General features: G+C 71.0%; 15 protein-coding genes and 1 pseudogene. 8 read left to right on the top strand and 8 right to left on the bottom strand.

The window, feature by feature from the left end; all coding sequences use genetic code 11:
- Positions 1 to 6: 6 nt before the first annotated feature.
- The 3 genes and pseudogenes from gltD to AOK15_RS38270 all read right to left on the bottom strand — a co-directional run.
- Positions 7 to 309 (bottom strand): annotated as a pseudogene (gltD, locus tag AOK15_RS38280) (glutamate synthase); the annotation flags it as partial.
- A gap of 134 nt (positions 310 to 443) precedes the next feature.
- Entirely contained in the window at positions 444 to 923 is a 480-nt protein-coding gene (locus tag AOK15_RS38275; protein WP_055523462.1) for an anthrone oxygenase family protein, read from the bottom strand.
- 147 nt (positions 924 to 1,070) lie between these two features.
- Positions 1,071 to 1,754 (bottom strand): DUF2293 domain-containing protein, encoded by a 684-nt coding sequence (locus tag AOK15_RS38270; RefSeq protein ID WP_063799109.1) that lies wholly within the window; start codon positions 1,752 to 1,754, stop codon positions 1,071 to 1,073.
- A gap of 92 nt (positions 1,755 to 1,846) precedes the next feature.
- On the opposite strand from AOK15_RS38270, the gene AOK15_RS38265 reads away from it, so the two are divergent.
- Positions 1,847 to 2,488, top strand: a complete 642-nt coding sequence (locus tag AOK15_RS38265; protein ID WP_055523457.1) for a nucleoside/nucleotide kinase family protein — start codon at positions 1,847 to 1,849, stop codon at positions 2,486 to 2,488.
- A gap of 207 nt (positions 2,489 to 2,695) precedes the next feature.
- Entirely contained in the window at positions 2,696 to 3,124 is a 429-nt protein-coding gene (locus tag AOK15_RS38260; protein WP_055523455.1) for a CBS domain-containing protein, read from the top strand.
- A gap of 97 nt (positions 3,125 to 3,221) precedes the next feature.
- Here the strand turns inward: AOK15_RS38260 and AOK15_RS38255 are convergent, their stop codons facing one another.
- Positions 3,222 to 4,349: a magnesium and cobalt transport protein CorA gene (locus AOK15_RS38255; RefSeq protein WP_055523453.1), complete on the bottom strand. Its 1,128-nt coding sequence runs from the start codon at positions 4,347 to 4,349 to the stop codon at positions 3,222 to 3,224.
- A 261-nt stretch (positions 4,350 to 4,610) separates the two neighbouring features.
- On the opposite strand from AOK15_RS38255, the gene AOK15_RS38250 reads away from it, so the two are divergent.
- Complete coding sequence (locus AOK15_RS38250; RefSeq protein WP_055523452.1) at positions 4,611 to 5,408, top strand: methyltransferase domain-containing protein; 798 nt, start codon at positions 4,611 to 4,613, stop codon at positions 5,406 to 5,408.
- A 71-nt stretch (positions 5,409 to 5,479) separates the two neighbouring features.
- On the opposite strand, the gene AOK15_RS38245 is transcribed toward AOK15_RS38250, so the two are convergent.
- Positions 5,480 to 6,421, bottom strand: coding sequence for a carbohydrate kinase family protein (locus AOK15_RS38245; RefSeq protein ID WP_055523466.1), 942 nt, complete (start codon positions 6,419 to 6,421; stop codon positions 5,480 to 5,482).
- 37 nt (positions 6,422 to 6,458) lie between these two features.
- The gene (locus tag AOK15_RS38240) at positions 6,459 to 7,364 is read right to left on the bottom strand and encodes a pseudouridine-5'-phosphate glycosidase (protein ID WP_055523451.1); all 906 of its coding nucleotides are present in this window, start codon (positions 7,362 to 7,364) and stop codon (positions 6,459 to 6,461) included.
- 99 nt (positions 7,365 to 7,463) lie between these two features.
- Here AOK15_RS38240 and AOK15_RS38235 point away from each other — a divergent pair, with 99 nt between their 5' ends.
- The gene (locus tag AOK15_RS38235; RefSeq protein WP_185093774.1) at positions 7,464 to 7,892 is read left to right on the top strand and encodes a VOC family protein; all 429 of its coding nucleotides are present in this window, start codon (positions 7,464 to 7,466) and stop codon (positions 7,890 to 7,892) included.
- 58 nt (positions 7,893 to 7,950) lie between these two features.
- Here AOK15_RS38235 and AOK15_RS38230 read toward each other — a convergent pair whose 3' ends face one another.
- Positions 7,951 to 8,505: a methylated-DNA--[protein]-cysteine S-methyltransferase gene (locus tag AOK15_RS38230; RefSeq protein WP_055523447.1), complete on the bottom strand. Its 555-nt coding sequence runs from the start codon at positions 8,503 to 8,505 to the stop codon at positions 7,951 to 7,953.
- 126 nt (positions 8,506 to 8,631) lie between these two features.
- Positions 8,632 to 9,504, bottom strand: a complete 873-nt coding sequence (locus AOK15_RS38225; RefSeq protein WP_055523444.1) for a glycerophosphodiester phosphodiesterase — start codon at positions 9,502 to 9,504, stop codon at positions 8,632 to 8,634.
- 281 nt (positions 9,505 to 9,785) lie between these two features.
- Between AOK15_RS38225 and AOK15_RS38220 the strand changes: the two genes are divergently transcribed.
- The 4 genes from AOK15_RS38220 to AOK15_RS38205 all read left to right on the top strand — a co-directional run.
- Positions 9,786 to 10,676 carry an MHYT domain-containing protein gene (locus AOK15_RS38220; RefSeq protein WP_055523442.1) on the top strand — a complete coding sequence of 297 codons (891 nt, stop codon included), beginning with the start codon at positions 9,786 to 9,788 and terminating at the stop codon, positions 10,674 to 10,676.
- A 40-nt stretch (positions 10,677 to 10,716) separates the two neighbouring features.
- Positions 10,717 to 12,861, top strand: coding sequence for an excinuclease ABC subunit UvrB (gene uvrB / locus AOK15_RS38215; RefSeq protein WP_055523440.1), 2,145 nt, complete (start codon positions 10,717 to 10,719; stop codon positions 12,859 to 12,861).
- Between the two features lie 170 nt (positions 12,862 to 13,031).
- Complete coding sequence (locus tag AOK15_RS38210; protein ID WP_055523437.1) at positions 13,032 to 13,610, top strand: TerD family protein; 579 nt, start codon at positions 13,032 to 13,034, stop codon at positions 13,608 to 13,610.
- A 46-nt stretch (positions 13,611 to 13,656) separates the two neighbouring features.
- Positions 13,657 to 14,394: TerD family protein (locus tag AOK15_RS38205; RefSeq protein WP_167738905.1), on the top strand; the 738-nt coding region annotated here is incomplete at its 3' end.

Raw genomic sequence — 14,394 nt, 5'->3', positions numbered from 1 at the left:
AGTTCACGGGGCGGTTGTGCCCCGCCCCGTGAACTCGGGGAAGTTGTTCGTCGCGTGCAGTCGGTCGCTCGCCGCCCGCCAGTCCTCCCGCGACACGAGGTCGTTCCACTCCGGGATGAGATTCCCCAACGGACACGCGTCGTGGCAGAACGGGATCCCGCAGTCCATACAGCGGTCGGCCTGCTTGCTGATGATCGGCAGCAGCGCCCCCGGAACGTACACCTCGTCCCAGTCGCGCACCCGTTCCCGCACGGGCCGACGGGGCCACTCCTCGCGCGGGGTGGTCAGGAAACCCTTGGGATCGGCCATCGCCGTCTCCCTCACGTGATCGCATGCGCGTACGGCACGGCCGTACACCGGCGGACTCGGGGCGCTGTGAGGTCGTCCGTCTCCGGGCGGCACTCGTCTTCCCGCCACGATACGACGCGCCCGGCGCGTACGCCTCAGGCGAGCGCGAGCAGATAGCAGAGGGCCGCGCCGACCGAGGCGGCCGTCCTCACGTGGTTCCACATCGTCCACTCGCTCACATACCGCTGCCAGTAGGCGGCCGCCTCCCGCGTGCCCGGGTCCAGCGCGGCCAGGGTGTCGTTGCGCGGCACGTTCGCCACCATCGTCACGCCGAAGCAGCCGACCAGATACAGCGCGCTGCCCAGCAGCAACGCCACCGTGCCCTCGTCCGGCCACAGCACGAACGTCACCACCGCCAGCACGGCGCACAGCACCGCCGTCCCCACGAAGACGAGCATGAACGCCGGTGTCACGGCACTGATGTTGATCGCCTGCATCGCGGCGGCCCCCTGCGCCGGCGGCAACGAGGCCAGTCCCTTCATCACAAAGGTAGAAAAGCCGCAGAACACGCCCGCCACAACCGCTGTACCGAGCAGTCCCAGCACCACCAGCACGAAGTACGGCCCGTCGATCATGTGCGCTCCCACCTCGTTCCCCCGATTCCGAAGAGCCTGCCCCGGCCCTCGCCGTCACCACAAGTGAACGCCCGCTCGGACAGCGTCACCCTGGCCGAGAAGCGCACCCCCGTCAGCGAACGTCCAAGGTGGGGCCGCACGGGACATTCACCCCGTACCGCGCCACTCCCGCAGCCTCGTCTCCACGGTCCCCGCGATGCGGCGCCGGGCCTCGTGGCGCGCGACCCCGCTCATCAGGAAGCGGTCGTACGGCGTGTCCACGTGCCGTACGGACGCGATGACCGCCGAGGTCACCGCCATCTCCGACAGGGCTCGCCCCGCCGCGCTGCGCCCGACGCGTCCGCTGCCGCGCACAGAGGCATGGGCGGCGATCTCCCGTGCCCGCTCGGCCGGACACGCGGGGAACAGCCGCCGTATCTCCGCCGCGAACGCGTCCGTGAACCGCACGTCCTCCGCGGCCCGCCGCCGTGCGTCCCGTGCCCGGCGGCGCCTTCGTGCCTCGGCGTCGGCCAGGCACCGCTCCTCCGCGCGGGCGAGCGCCGCCTCCTCGACCAGGACGCCCTGCCGCTCGTACCGGCTCCTGCGCCGGTTGAACCGCACGACCACCGCCGACAGCGAACTCTCCTCCCTGGCCCGTCGGGTGAGCGCGGTGTCGCCGCGCGGCAGGAACACCAGATGCCCCAGGTCAGCGCAGTCGAGGCAGCGCGGCGCCCCATTCTCCGGCGCGAGCAGCGCCACCGGTCCGCCCCGGCACTCGGCGCAGTGCTTCTTCCTGAGTGCCTGCACGACGACAAGTCCGGTACGGGGCGGGGGAGTAGCGAGCGCTGCCATACGCGGTTCATTCCCCCTGCCGACCGCATGGTCACGTGGAGGGTGCGCCGGTTCCGCGGCCCGCTCGGGCGGGGTGCGCGGGGCGCGGCATCATGGAGCGTGTGCGACTCGAAGCGATCACCTGGGAGCGGCTCGGCGATCTCCTCGCCGACCGCCTCCTCGACCTGAAGCCGGACGACGGTTCCCCTTGGCCGCGCATCGCCTTCGACGGCGCCCCCGCCGCCCGGCCGGGCGACCTCGCGGCGCGGGTGTCGGACGCGCTGCGCGTACGCGGCCGGTCCTCGCTCGTCGTGGGAACCGAGGGCTTCCTCCGGCCGGCGTCGCTCCGCTTCGAGTACGGACACCAGGACGTGGAGGCTTACTACGACGGCTGGTTCGACACGCCTGCCTTGTGGCGTGAAGTCTTCGGTCCGCTCGAACCCGGTGGCACGGGTCGTGTCCTGCCCGACCTCTGGGACCCCGACACGGACCGCGCGACCCGCAGCCCCTACGTGCGACTCCCTTCCGACGCCCTGCTGTTGCTGCACGGTCCCCTCCTTCTGAAGGACTGGTTCCCCTTCGATCTCACCGTCCACGTCCTCCTCTCCCCGGGCGCCCTGCGCCGCCGCACCCCACAGAGCGAGCACTGGACCCTGCCCGCCTTCCAGCGCTACGAGGCCGAGGCGGACCCGGCCGCCACGGCCGATGTCCTGGTCCGCGCCGACGACCCACGGCATCCGGCCTGGGGCGGCTGACGACCGACCGCCCGCTCGACCGACCGCCCGCTCAACCGACCGCCCCACCCCGCCGCCGAGACAGAACGGGAGAGCGATCAACCGGGAGCACCTGCCGCGGCGTCCTCCTCCGGGTGCGACCGCCGCCGGGCGCGGTGAGAATGAGCAGCGCCGGGACCAGCGGCGCCTCCCGCGTCGCGCCGGCCGCCCGGCTTCAGGAGGTACCGCATGACCACCGCCGGAGACATCATGCACCGGGGCGCCCAGTGGATCCCCGCCCACGAGACCCTGGACCGCGCTGCCCAGCTGATGCGCCAGCTGAACGTGGGGGCGCTCCCCATCAGCGACGAGAACGAACGCCTCTGCGGCATCCTCACCGACCGCGACATCGTCGTGGGCTGTGTCGCCCTGGGACACGACCCGTCCCGCGTCACGGCGGGCGACCTGGCGAAGGGCACACCGCGTTGGATCGATGCCGACGCCGACGTCAGCGAGGTGCTCGAAGAGATGAAGGAGCACCAGATCCGTCGGCTTCCGGTGATCCACAACAAGCGCCTCGTCGGCATGATCAGCGAGGCCGACATCGCCCGGCATCTCCCGGAGGACCAGATCGCAGACTGGGCCGAGAGCGTCTACGCCCGGAGCACGGCGCGCTGACCCGACCGAGCCCCGTCCGCCCCTCCTTTCCGCTGCTTTCTCCTCTGCTCCCCTCTCGTTGCCGTTGCCGTTGCCGTTGCCGTTGCCGCTGCCGGAGTCAGAGCCAGCCGTTGCGCTTGAAGCCCCGGTACAGGACGACGCAGGCCACGGCTATGACACCCAGGACCAGCGGGTAGCCGAATCTCCAGGTCAGCTCCGGCATGTACGTGAAGTTCATGCCGTACACCCCGCAGACCATGGTCGGCACGGCGATCAACGCCGCCCACGCGGTGATCTTCCGCATGTCCTCGTTCTGCGCGACGCTGACCTGAGCCAGGTGCGCCTGAAGGATCGAGTTGAGCAGTTCGTCGAACGCGGCGATCTGCTCGGTCGCCCTCAGCAGGTGGTCGGAGACATCACGGAAGTAGGCCTGTATCTCCGGCTCCACCACCCGGATGGGCCGTGAGGTGAGCTCCAGCAGCGGCCGGGCGAGCGGGGCCACCGCTCGCTTCAGTTCGAGCAGTTCCCGCTTGAGCTGGTAGATCCGACCGGGGTCGACGCGCGCGCCGTTCGCCGCGAACACGTCCGTCTCCACCTGGTCGATGTCTGCCTGCACCGAGTCCGTGACCGTCAGATAGTCGTCGACGACATGGTCGGCGATCGCGTGCAGGACGGCGGCCGGGCCCTTGGCGAGCTGCTCCGGGTTCGTCTCCAGCTCCTCGCGCAGCGGGCCGAGCGAGCCGTGACGTCCATGGCGCACCGAGATCACGAAGTCGGGGCCGACGAAGACCATGATCTCGCCGGTGTTCACCACCTCGCTCGTCGCGGTCAGTTCCGTGTGTTCGACGTAGCAGACGGTCTTGAACACCGCGAACAGCGTGTCGCCGTACCGCTCCAGCTTCGGGCGCTGATGGGCCTCGACCGCGTCCTCGACCGCCAGCGGGTGCAGGTCGAAGAGCTCGGCGATGCCGGCGAACTCCCGCTCCGTCGGCTCGTGCAGTCCGAGCCAGACGAAGCCGTGGTCTGCCCTGCGCACCTGCCTGAGGGCCTCGACGACATCGCGGCCGCCGGGGGCACGCACGCCCTTGTGGTACGTCACGCAGTTCACCACGGAGGTGCCCAGGGGGGAGCGGGCCGGGTGGCTGAGGTCGACGCGGGCGCGACGCCGTGCCAGCCGTGCCACCTTGCGCAGGCCGCCGACCCTGTCGAGGCCGGTGACCTTCCGCAGATTCCCTGCCATGGACATCTGGATCTCCTTGCGTGGATCCCCTCGCACCGCACTTCGTGCCTTGTCGCGCCAGTGTGCCAGGCGTCTTTGAGCTGCGGGTAAGGCTGTGGGAACGGAGCGCTCCACTTCGTTTGTGGTCTCTCCGGACACCTCGGTGCGGACGGAGCCGGGTGGTCCAGGGTGACGGTCGGTACCGCCTCGGCCGCCGCCGGAGCGGTCCTGGGGGACTGCTGGAGCGTCGCGAAGAGTGATAAGTCAGGTAAATGGGATGATCTCGGCATGATGCGAACCGACGGACATCTCCTCGACCACCGGCAGGGCGAGACGGGGCAGCGCTCCGACGCCTTCGCCACCGTCTTCGACCCCACGACGTTCCGGCACATGGAGGGTTTCGGCCTCGGATCCGGCTGGCGCTGCTGGGAGGTCGGCGCGAGCGGGGCCTCGGTCGTCTCCTGGCTGGCCAAGAGGGTCGGGCCCACGGGGAAGGTCATCGCCACCGGCACCGACCTCTCCTGGGCGGTCCCCTCGGTCACCCGCCCACCGGTCGAGGTCCTCGTCCACCACGTGGGCGTCGACCAGCCGCCGGGCGACGGATTCGACCTCGTCCATGCCCGCCTGGCCCTGGTCCACGCCCCGGACCGCGAGCGGGCCGTGGTGTCCATGATCAAAGCCCTGCGGCCCGGCGGGCGCCTGCTGATCGAGGACGCCGACCCCGCGCTCCAGCCCCTTGCCTGCCTGGAGGAGACCGGCCCCGACCAGCAGTTGGCCAACCGGCTGCGGCAGGCCATCCGCGCTCTCCTCGACGAGCGCGGGGTGGACCCGGCGCACGGCCGCAGGCTCCCGCGTCTGCTGCGCGGGGCCGGGCTGGGCGGTGTGGAGGCCGATGTGTACTTCCCCATCGCCTCGCCCGCCTGCGCCGCTCTGGAGTCCTCCACGATCCAACGGCTCCGTACGGCCCTCGTCACCGCAGGTCACGCCACGGCCGAGGAGATCGACCGGCACCTGGCCAACCTGTCCTCCGGTGCGATGGACGTCGCCGCCACACCGCTCGTCTCGGCGTGGGGGAGGAGGCCGTAGGCGCGCGCCAGCCACCACGGGGCCGTCGTCACGCGGAACGGGTACGGGGCCGCAACGCGCCCCGCACCCTCTCAGCCCGCCGGTGGCCGCCCGCCCACCTTCCCCACGGCCAGCGCGCCCGCCCGGCAACCCTGTGCCGCCGCGCCCTCCGGCTCCGCGCCCGCGAGCAGGGCGGCCAGGAACGCACCGGTGAACGCGTCGCCCGCGCCGGTCGTGTCCCGGGGCTCGGCGGGGGCCGCCGGAACCCGGGCCCGCACGCCGCCCCCCTGGGCGATCAGCGCGCCCTCGGCCCCCTGCTTGGCCACCACCAGCGGGAACTGGCGGCTCAACTTGGCCGCCGCGTCCGCCGGATCGGGCAGCCCGGTGAGCAGACACGCCTCGTCCCTGCTGGGCAGCAGCACATCCACTCCCTCGACGCGTGCGAGGAAACGGTCCACGCCCAGCTCCGTGAGGAACCCCGCCGAGGCCGGATCCACACTCACCGGCACTCCACGCGCGCGTGCCGACGCGAGGGCCACCGAAACCAGCGCCCGGCTCGGCTCCGAGAAGAACAGGTAGCCCGACAGATGCAGCCGGGCCACCCCGTCGAGCAGACCGGGTGACCAGTCCTCCGGGTCCAGCCGCAGTGAGGCACCGCTGTCCGTGAGGAACGTGCGTTCGGCGGCGGCGCCCGTGTCCACCAGACAGATCACCGTGCCCGTCGCGGCCTCCGGGTCCACGACGAGGTGGGGGCGGACCCCCGAGGCGCGCAGCTCCCGCTCGTGCCACTCCGCCGCGTCCCTGCCCACGCGCCCGAGCAGCCGCACGTCCGCACAACCCTGATGGGCCGCCCAGCAGGCCACATTGGCGCCTGCGCCGCCGGGCAGCGTACGGATCGCGGAGGCCGTGTCGGTGCCCGGCGCGAGCGGCCCGCGATGCCGGGCGACGACATCCGTGACGATGTCGCCCACGACGAGCAGCGCCCCACCCGGCCTCTCGTGGACGCCCGTCCGGTCGGTGCCCGGCGCGTTCATCGCACCGCCGGGCACCTGCCCGCCACGCCCGGCCATCTCACGCCCCGGTCCAGGCCGCCGCGATCCGTGCGGCGAGCCGTACGTTCCCCCGGACCGCCGCCAGGTTGGCGCTCAGGGAGGCGCCGTCCGTGTGCCGCACGAGATGGCTCAGCAGGAACGGCGTGACCGCCTGTCCCGCGATCCCCTCCTCCTCGGCCGCCCGCAGCGCCTCGGCGAGCACACGCGCGTGGAGATCGGGGTCGAGCTGCTCCTCCTCGGGTACCGGGTTAGCGACGATCAGCGCCGACTCCGGCCCGTCGAGCGTGTCCTGGGCCCGCATGACCTCGGCGACCTCGCCGGGCGACCGGAGCGTCCACTCCACGGGGTGCCCGGAGTCGGAGAGATAGAAGCCGGGGAAGCGGTCCGTGCCGTACCCGGCCACCGCGACACCCAGCGTCTCCAGGCGCTGCAGCGTCGCCGGCACATCCAGGATCGACTTCACGCCCGCGCACACCACCGTGATCCGGGTGCGCGCCAGCAGCCCCAGGTCGGCGGACTCGTCCTGCGTCGTGGTCCACTCCCGGTGCACCCCGCCGAGACCACCCGTCGCGAACACCCGTACCCCCGCGAGTGCCGCCAGCTGGGCGGTCGCCGACACGGTCGTCGCGCCACTCACCCCGGAGGCCACCGCGAGCGGCAGGTCCCGATGGCCGAGTTTGCGGATGCCGTCCTCGTTGGCGATGCGCTCCAACTGGTCCTTGTCGAGGCCGATGTGCGGCCGCCCGTCGAGCACGGCGATGGTCGCCGGTACGGCGCCCTCCTGCCGTACGACGTCCTCCAGCTCCCGGGCCACCTGCAGATTGCGCGGCCGGGGCAGGCCGTGCGCGATGATCGTGGACTCGAGCGCCACCACGGGTCGACGCGCGTCAATCGCGTCCCGCACCTCTTCCGACACCACCAGCACGCGCTTGCCTCCTGTCAGTCGTTACTCCCTCATCACTGGCGGCCGACGCGCCCGGCCAAACCCTTGCGACCTGTGGTGAGGGACACCAGCCTGGGGAGCATGAAGGACAACGCCACACGTCTCGACCACGTCGTCCTCTGGGTGCGGGAGCCTGTCGCCGCGGCCGACTTCTACGAGACGGCCGTGGGTCTGGCACCCGTACGCCTCGCCGAGTACTCCGAGGGAACGGTGCCCTTTCCCTCCGTACGCGTCAACGACGAGACCATCCTCGACCTCATGCCGCTCAGCTCGGCGGAGCGCATGAGGATGCTGCCCGGCGCCGCCGACAGCGCCGGCCACCCCGTCAACCACGTGTGCCTGGCCCTGCCCGGTGACCGCTTCGAGGAACTGCGATCCCGGCTGGAGGAACAGGCGGTCCCGGTCTCCGACCTGTCGTACGACTCCTTCGGCGCCCGAGGCGCGGCCCGGCGCAGCTTCTACTTCCGGGACCCGGACGGCAACATCGTCGAGGCCCGGCACTACGCATAGCGCGGACGACCGCACACAGGGTCGCAACAGCGTCCGGGTGAGGGACGGGAGCAGCGGCTCAGAACAGCGGCTCGGGCAGCACTCCTTCCAGGGCCAGCAGCTTCCGCTTGGCCTCCAGCCCACCGCCGAACCCGCCGATGCCGCCGTCGCTCTCCACCACCCGATGACACGGCACCACCACCGGCAGCGGATTCGCCCCCATCGCCGTGCCCACCGCCTGGGCCGCGCCCGGCTGCCCGACCCGGCGGGCCAGGTCGCCGTAGCCCACGACCGAGCCGAAGGGGACACCGGAGGCCAGCTCCCGCAGCACCTGACGGTTGAAACCGGAGATCAGCGACCAGTCCAGGGGCAGCTCGAACACCTGCCGCTCACCCGCGAAGTACGCGCCGACCTGGCGTATCGCCTCGGCCAGCTGCGGGGCACCGGGCGCCTCGACGGGCTGGGCGCCGAGCCGGGACGCGAGGCGGTCGAGCGCCTTGTCGCGGACCGAGTCCGTGGCGTGGAACACGACGTTCACCAGGCCGTCGTCCGTCGCGGCCAGCAGCAGCGGACCGATGTCCGTGTCCACGACGGCCCACACGACCTGATGCTCGTACTGCCCGTGGCTGTTCATGCGACCACCGTACGGCCCGCCACTGACAGCGCTCGCGGCGTGCGCCGCGCCGACCGCGGCCCCGGCCGGCGCCGGGCCACCGGACGCACGCCCCGTGTGAAGGTCACCCCTCCCGGTCGCGAGCGGTCAGTCCCATGTGGCCTCCTCGACCACGTCCGGCTTGTTCGTGATGATGCCGTCCACGCCGTACTGGACGACCTTGCGCGCGTTCTCCGCGTCGTTGACGGTCCAGGTGAGCATCTCCAACGGCTTGCCGTGCGGACCCTCGAAGGCGTGGATCGTGGCGATGTAGGAGGGCGAGATCGTCGTGTACGAGGAGTTGATCTGGTCGGCGAAGGACGCGTACTCGGGCAGGTCCGCGATGCTCGGGGTGCCGAGGAAGCCGGTCTTCACACCGGGGCTCAGCTCGTGCACCCGCCGCACCGTGTCCGGGCTGAAGCTCTGCACCACCAGCCGGTCCCGCAGGTGCAGAGGCGTCAGCCAGCCCTCGTTGGCCAGCACTTTCAGGGTCTGCTGTTCGATGCCCGGGTAGAGCTGGGGATTCTTGATCTCCAGGACGAGCTTCTGATGATTGCGGGACAGCCGCCTCATGTACTGCTCCAAGGTCGGCACGCGCGCGCCCGCGTAGCGCGTGTCGAACCAGCTGCCCGCGTCCAGACGGGCGATCTCGGCGACGGTGAAGTCGCGTACGTTCCACGGCGCGCGGTCCGGGAAGACCTGCTCGACATCGGTCGTACGGGCCAGCGTCGCGTCATGGACGACGACGAGCGCGCCGTCCTTGGTGCGCTGGACGTCGTTCTCGACCCAGCTGAAGCCCATCTCGTCGGCCCTGTCGACGGCGGCCAAGGTGTTCTCGGGCGCATAGGCGGAAGCCCCGCGATGCGCCACGACCATCAGGTTGTCGGCGTACGAGGCCGCCTCGGCGGCCGAAGTGGGGAGCAGGAGGCCGGCGGCCCCCATGAACGCGGCGGCCGCGGCGGCAACTGCGCGCACATGCATGCGTAATCCTCGCGTCGATCGGTCACGGTCAGCACAAGGGTGACAGCAGCGAGTCAACGGGAGAGGGGGTACAGGATGGCCATGAATTGAATGGAGTTGCCCAAGTCCGCACACGGGCGCCGCACAAGTGGGGCAAGGCCGTGTTTCTTTGCCGGAAAGTCGTTCGACCATTCCGGTGGGGGTCATACTCTCTGCGACAACCCTGACCGTCGTGGCGGACCCGGGGGCGGGGGCAGTACAGGGAATCCAGGGACGCGACAGGGCGGGAAAGGCAGCCGCGGATGCAGGGCACCGTCGACGGCTTCAGCTACGGACTCGTCACACCGGTGGCGGCCTACCTCATGGCCTGCCTGGGCGGCGCGCTCGGCCTGCGCTGCACCACCAGATCGATGCTGGCCGACGGCCGCCTGCGGATCGGCTGGCTGGCGCTGGGCTCGGCCGCCATCGGCTCCGGCATATGGACCATGCACTTCGTCGCCATGATGGGGTTCAAGGTCCTGCAGACCCCGGTCCACTACGACCCGCTGATGACGTTCGCGAGCCTCGCCGTCGCGATCGTCATGGTCGGCATCGGCATCTTCATGGTCGGCTCCAAAGGAGCGACCGGGGCCGCGCTCTTCACCGGCGGCACGATCACCGGCCTCGGCATCGCCTCCATGCACTACCTCGGCATGGCCGGCATGCGCCTCAACGGCACACTCGAGTACAACACCGTGACCGTCGCCGCCTCCGTCGTCATCGCCGTGGTGGCCGCGATCGCCGCCCTGTGGGCCGCCGGACAGATCCGCGGCTTCCTGTGGAGCGTCGGCGCGAGCCTCGTCATGGGCATCGCGGTCAGCGGCATGCACTACACGGGCATGGCAGCCCTCAGCGTCCATCTGCACAGCGCGGCCGACGCCGCTCCGGCCGACGGCTCGTCGTCCGCGGCCCTCCTCGCCCCGCTGATGATCGGCCCGCTGGTCTTCCTGCTCCTGGCGGGCGTCGTGGTGATGTTCGACCCCTTCATGATCATGGGCAGGTTCCACGGCACCCCGGCCGAGCGGCGGCCCGGAGTCCCCACCCACGCCTGCGCGCACACCGACCGGCGACCGCTCGCCGACGCGGGCCGCCCCCTGCGCCGCGCCGAGCACGAACACCGCGCACCCCACTCCCGCACCCCGCAGAACCGCTGACCCGACCCCGTTGTCAGTGCGGGGTCGTACGGTGGATTCCATGCGGCCCGTTTCCAAGATCGAACGCACGGTGGCGCCCTTCGAGGTCGTCAGCCCCTACCAACCGAGCGGTGACCAGCCCACGGCCATCGCCGACCTGGCCCGGCGCATCGAAGCAGGTGAGAAGGACGTCGTCCTGCTGGGCGCGACCGGCACCGGCAAGTCCGCCACCACCGCGTGGATGATCGAGAAGCTCCAGCGCCCCACCCTGGTGATGGCACCGAACAAGACGCTGGCCGCCCAGCTGGCGAACGAGTTCCGCGAGCTCCTGCCGAACAACGCGGTCGAATACTTCGTCTCGTACTACGACTACTACCAGCCCGAGGCCTACGTCCCCCAGTCGGACACCTACATCGAGAAGGACTCCTCGATCAACGAGGAGGTGGAGCGGCTGCGCCACTCCGCGACCAACTCGCTGCTCACCCGCCGCGATGTCGTCGTGGTCGCCTCCGTCTCCTGCATCTACGGCCTCGGCACGCCCCAGGAGTACGTGGACCGCATGGTCCCCCTCAAGGTCGGAGAGGAGATCGACCGGGACGAGATGCTGCGCCGCTTCGTCGACATCCAGTACACCCGCAACGACCTGGCGTTCACCCGCGGCACCTTCCGCGTCCGCGGCGACACCATCGAGATCTTCCCGGTCTACGAGGAGCTCGCGGTCCGCATCGAGATGTTCGGCGACGAGATCGAGGCCCTCTCCACCCTGCACCCCCTGACGGGCGAGATCATCAGCGACGACGAACAGCTGTACGTCTTCCCCGCCTCCCACTACGTCGCCGGACCCGAACGCATGGAGCGGGCCGTCAACGACATCGAGAAGGAGCTGGGGGAGCGCCTCGCGGAGCTGGAGAAGCAGGGCAAGCTCCTGGAGGCCCAGCGCCTGCGCATGCGCACGACGTACGACATCGAGATGCTCCGCCAGATCGGCTCCTGCTCCGGCGTGGAGAACTACTCGATGCACTTCGACGGCCGCGAGCCCGGCTCCCCGCCGAACACGCTGCTCGACTACTTCCCGGACGACTTCCTCCTCGTCATCGACGAGTCCCATGTGACGGTCCCGCAGATCGGCGCGATGTACGAGGGCGACGCCTCCCGCAAGCGCACCCTCGTCGACCACGGCTTCCGGCTGCCGTCCGCCCTGGACAACCGCCCGCTGAAGTGGGAGGAGTTCCAGGAGCGCATCGGCCAGACGGTCTACCTCTCGGCCACCCCCGGCCAGTACGAGCTGTCCCGCTCCGACGGGCAGGTCGAGCAGATCATCCGCCCCACCGGCCTCGTCGACCCCGAGGTGGTCGTCAAGCCCACCGAGGGCCAGATCGACGACCTGGTGCACGAGATCCGGGGGCGCACCGAGAAGGACGAGCGCGTCCTCGTCACCACGCTCACCAAGAAGATGGCGGAGGACCTCACCGACTACTTCCTGGAACTGGGCATCCAGGTCCGCTACCTGCACAGCGACGTCGACACCCTGCGCCGGGTCGAGCTGCTGCGCGAGCTGCGCGCCGGCGAGTACGACGTCCTGGTCGGCATCAACCTCCTCCGCGAGGGCCTCGACCTGCCCGAGGTCTCCCTGGTCGCGATCCTCGACGCGGACAAGGAGGGCTTCCTGCGCTCGGGGACCTCCCTCATCCAGACCATCGGCCGCGCGGCGCGCAATGTGTCCGGCCAGGTCCATATGTACGCCGACAAGATCACCCCGGCGATGGAGAAGGCCATCGACGAGACCAACCGCCGCCGGGAGAAGCAGGTCGCGTACAACAAGGCCAGGGGCATCGACCCGCAGCCGCTCCGCAAGAAGATCAACGACATCGTCGCGCAGATCGCCCGCGAGGACGTCGACACCGAACAGCTGCTCGGCACGGGCTACCGCAAGGGCGGGAAGGACGGCAAGGGAGCCAAGGCCCCGGTGCCGTCCCTCGGCGGCAAGGCGGCCAAGTCCACCACGACCAAGGGCAAGGGCAAGGCCAAGGAGACCGTCCCGACCGACCGCCCGGCGGCCGACCTCGCCCAGCAGATCGAGGACATGACGGAGCGGATGCGCGCGGCAGCCGCCGACCTGCAGTTCGAGATCGCCGCCCGGCTGCGTGACGAGGTGTCCGAGATGAAGAAGGAACTCCGGCAGATGAAGGAGGCGGGGCTGGCCTGACGGGCCCGAGGGGCGCCGGGGCAGAGGCAGTACCCCGGCGCGGCGCACTGTGTTGCAAGACCGACACAAAGTGCGACACAGGCTGCGGCAATGTCAGTGCCGCTGCGTAAGGTGCTGCACATCCGCGGAGTCCGCGGCAACAGGGGACAGTTCGAGAGGGGAATCGGCGCGTGACCGTCAACATGACCAAGGGTCAGGCCATCAGTCTGCAGAAGAACGACGGAGGCAGCCTGACCGCGGTCCGCATGGGTCTCGGCTGGCAGGCTGCCCCCCGGCGCGGCCTGTTCGGGTCCCGTACCCGTGAGATCGACCTCGACGCCTCCGCCGTGCTGTTCGCGGACAAGCAGCCCGTCGACGTCGTCTTCTTCCGCCACCTGGTGAGCGACGACGGCTCCGTCCGTCACACCGGTGACAACCTCGTCGGCGGTGTCGGCGCGGGCGGCGACGACGAGGCGATCCTCGTCGACCTGGCCCGGGTCCCGGTCCACATCGACCAGATCGTCTTCACCGTCAACTCCTTCACCGGCCAGACCTTCCAGGAAGTGCAGAACGCGTTCTGCCGTCTGGTGGACGAGACCAACGGCCAGGAGCTGGCCCGCTACACGCTCGCGGGCGGCGGCCAGTACACGGCCCAGATCATGGCCAAGGTGCACCGTGCGGGCGCCGGCTGGCAGATGACGGCCATCGGCTCGCCCGCCAACGGCCGCACCTTCCAGGACCTGATGCCGGCGATCCTGCCGGTCCTGTAGGCAGCCCGCCGCATCACGCACCAAGCGACACAGGGGGACGAAGTCGATGACGGCCGAGCTGGTCCGGGGGCAGAACCATCCACTGCCCGAGGCCCGACTGGAGATCCGCGTCTCGGCCGGCACGCCGATCGTCGCCGGGGCCACCCTCGGCGACGAGCACGGCAAGGTGCACGGCGTGGAATGGGTGGCCCACCCGGGCGCGCCCACCCTGCCCGGCCTGGAGGTGTCCAAGCAGGCGGCGGCCGACCACCGCCTCGCGGTGGACCTCGACGCCTTGTCGCCGTCCGTGCACCGGGTGACCGTGCTGCTCGCCCTGCCCACGGGGACCGGCGGCCCGGCACGCTTCGGCGCGGTCGCCGCCCCGTTCCTCGCGGTCACCGGCCTCGACGGCACCGAGGTCGCCACGTACACCGTCATCGGGCTGCAGACGGAGACCGCCGTCGTCGCCCTGGAGCTCTACCGCAGGCAGGGCGCCTGGAAGGTCCGCGCGGTAGGCCAGGGCTACGCGGGCGGTCTCGCGGAACTGCTCGCCGACCAGGACCTGCCCGAGGCACGGCAGCTCGCGGCCGGCATCCACGAGGCGGTCGCCCGTGGCCTCGCCCGCTCGGTGGCGGCACCCCCGCCCCGGGTGCCGCCACCGAGCGGGCGGGGGCGGAGTTCCCTGGGGTGCCGCCACCGAGCGGGCGAGGCCACGGGCGACCGCCTCGTGGATGCCGGCCGCGAGCTGCCGTGCCTCGGGCAGGTCCTGGTCGGCGAGCAGTTCCGCGAGAGCGCCCGCGTAGCC

Source organism: Streptomyces ossamyceticus, assembly GCF_001418475.1.
In the GTDB taxonomy this organism is placed as follows: Bacteria; Actinomycetota; Actinomycetes; order Streptomycetales; family Streptomycetaceae; genus Streptomyces; species Streptomyces ossamyceticus.
The sequence above is the reverse complement of the archived record's forward strand: the minus strand, read 5'-3'. Positions and strand labels throughout refer to the sequence as shown.

Bases quoted from the DNA above. Each gene is read 5' to 3' on its own strand.
- AOK15_RS38275 (WP_055523462.1), bottom strand. From the start codon at position 923: ATGATCGACGGGCCGTACTTCGTGCTGGTGGTGCTGGGACTGCTCGGT.
- AOK15_RS38270 (WP_063799109.1), bottom strand. From the start codon at position 1,754: ATGGCAGCGCTCGCTACTCCCCCGCCCCGTACCGGACTTGTCGTCGTG.
- AOK15_RS38265 (WP_055523457.1), top strand. From the start codon at position 1,847: ATGGAGCGTGTGCGACTCGAAGCGATCACCTGGGAGCGGCTCGGCGAT.
- AOK15_RS38260 (WP_055523455.1), top strand. From the start codon at position 2,696: ATGACCACCGCCGGAGACATCATGCACCGGGGCGCCCAGTGGATCCCC.
- AOK15_RS38255 (WP_055523453.1), bottom strand. From the start codon at position 4,349: ATGTCCATGGCAGGGAATCTGCGGAAGGTCACCGGCCTCGACAGGGTC.
- AOK15_RS38250 (WP_055523452.1), top strand. From the start codon at position 4,611: ATGATGCGAACCGACGGACATCTCCTCGACCACCGGCAGGGCGAGACG.
- AOK15_RS38245 (WP_055523466.1), bottom strand. From the start codon at position 6,421: ATGAACGCGCCGGGCACCGACCGGACGGGCGTCCACGAGAGGCCGGGT.
- AOK15_RS38235 (WP_185093774.1), top strand. From the start codon at position 7,464: ATGAAGGACAACGCCACACGTCTCGACCACGTCGTCCTCTGGGTGCGG.
- AOK15_RS38230 (WP_055523447.1), bottom strand. From the start codon at position 8,505: ATGAACAGCCACGGGCAGTACGAGCATCAGGTCGTGTGGGCCGTCGTG.
- AOK15_RS38225 (WP_055523444.1), bottom strand. From the start codon at position 9,504: ATGCATGTGCGCGCAGTTGCCGCCGCGGCCGCCGCGTTCATGGGGGCC.
- AOK15_RS38220 (WP_055523442.1), top strand. From the start codon at position 9,786: ATGCAGGGCACCGTCGACGGCTTCAGCTACGGACTCGTCACACCGGTG.
- uvrB (WP_055523440.1), top strand. From the start codon at position 10,717: ATGCGGCCCGTTTCCAAGATCGAACGCACGGTGGCGCCCTTCGAGGTC.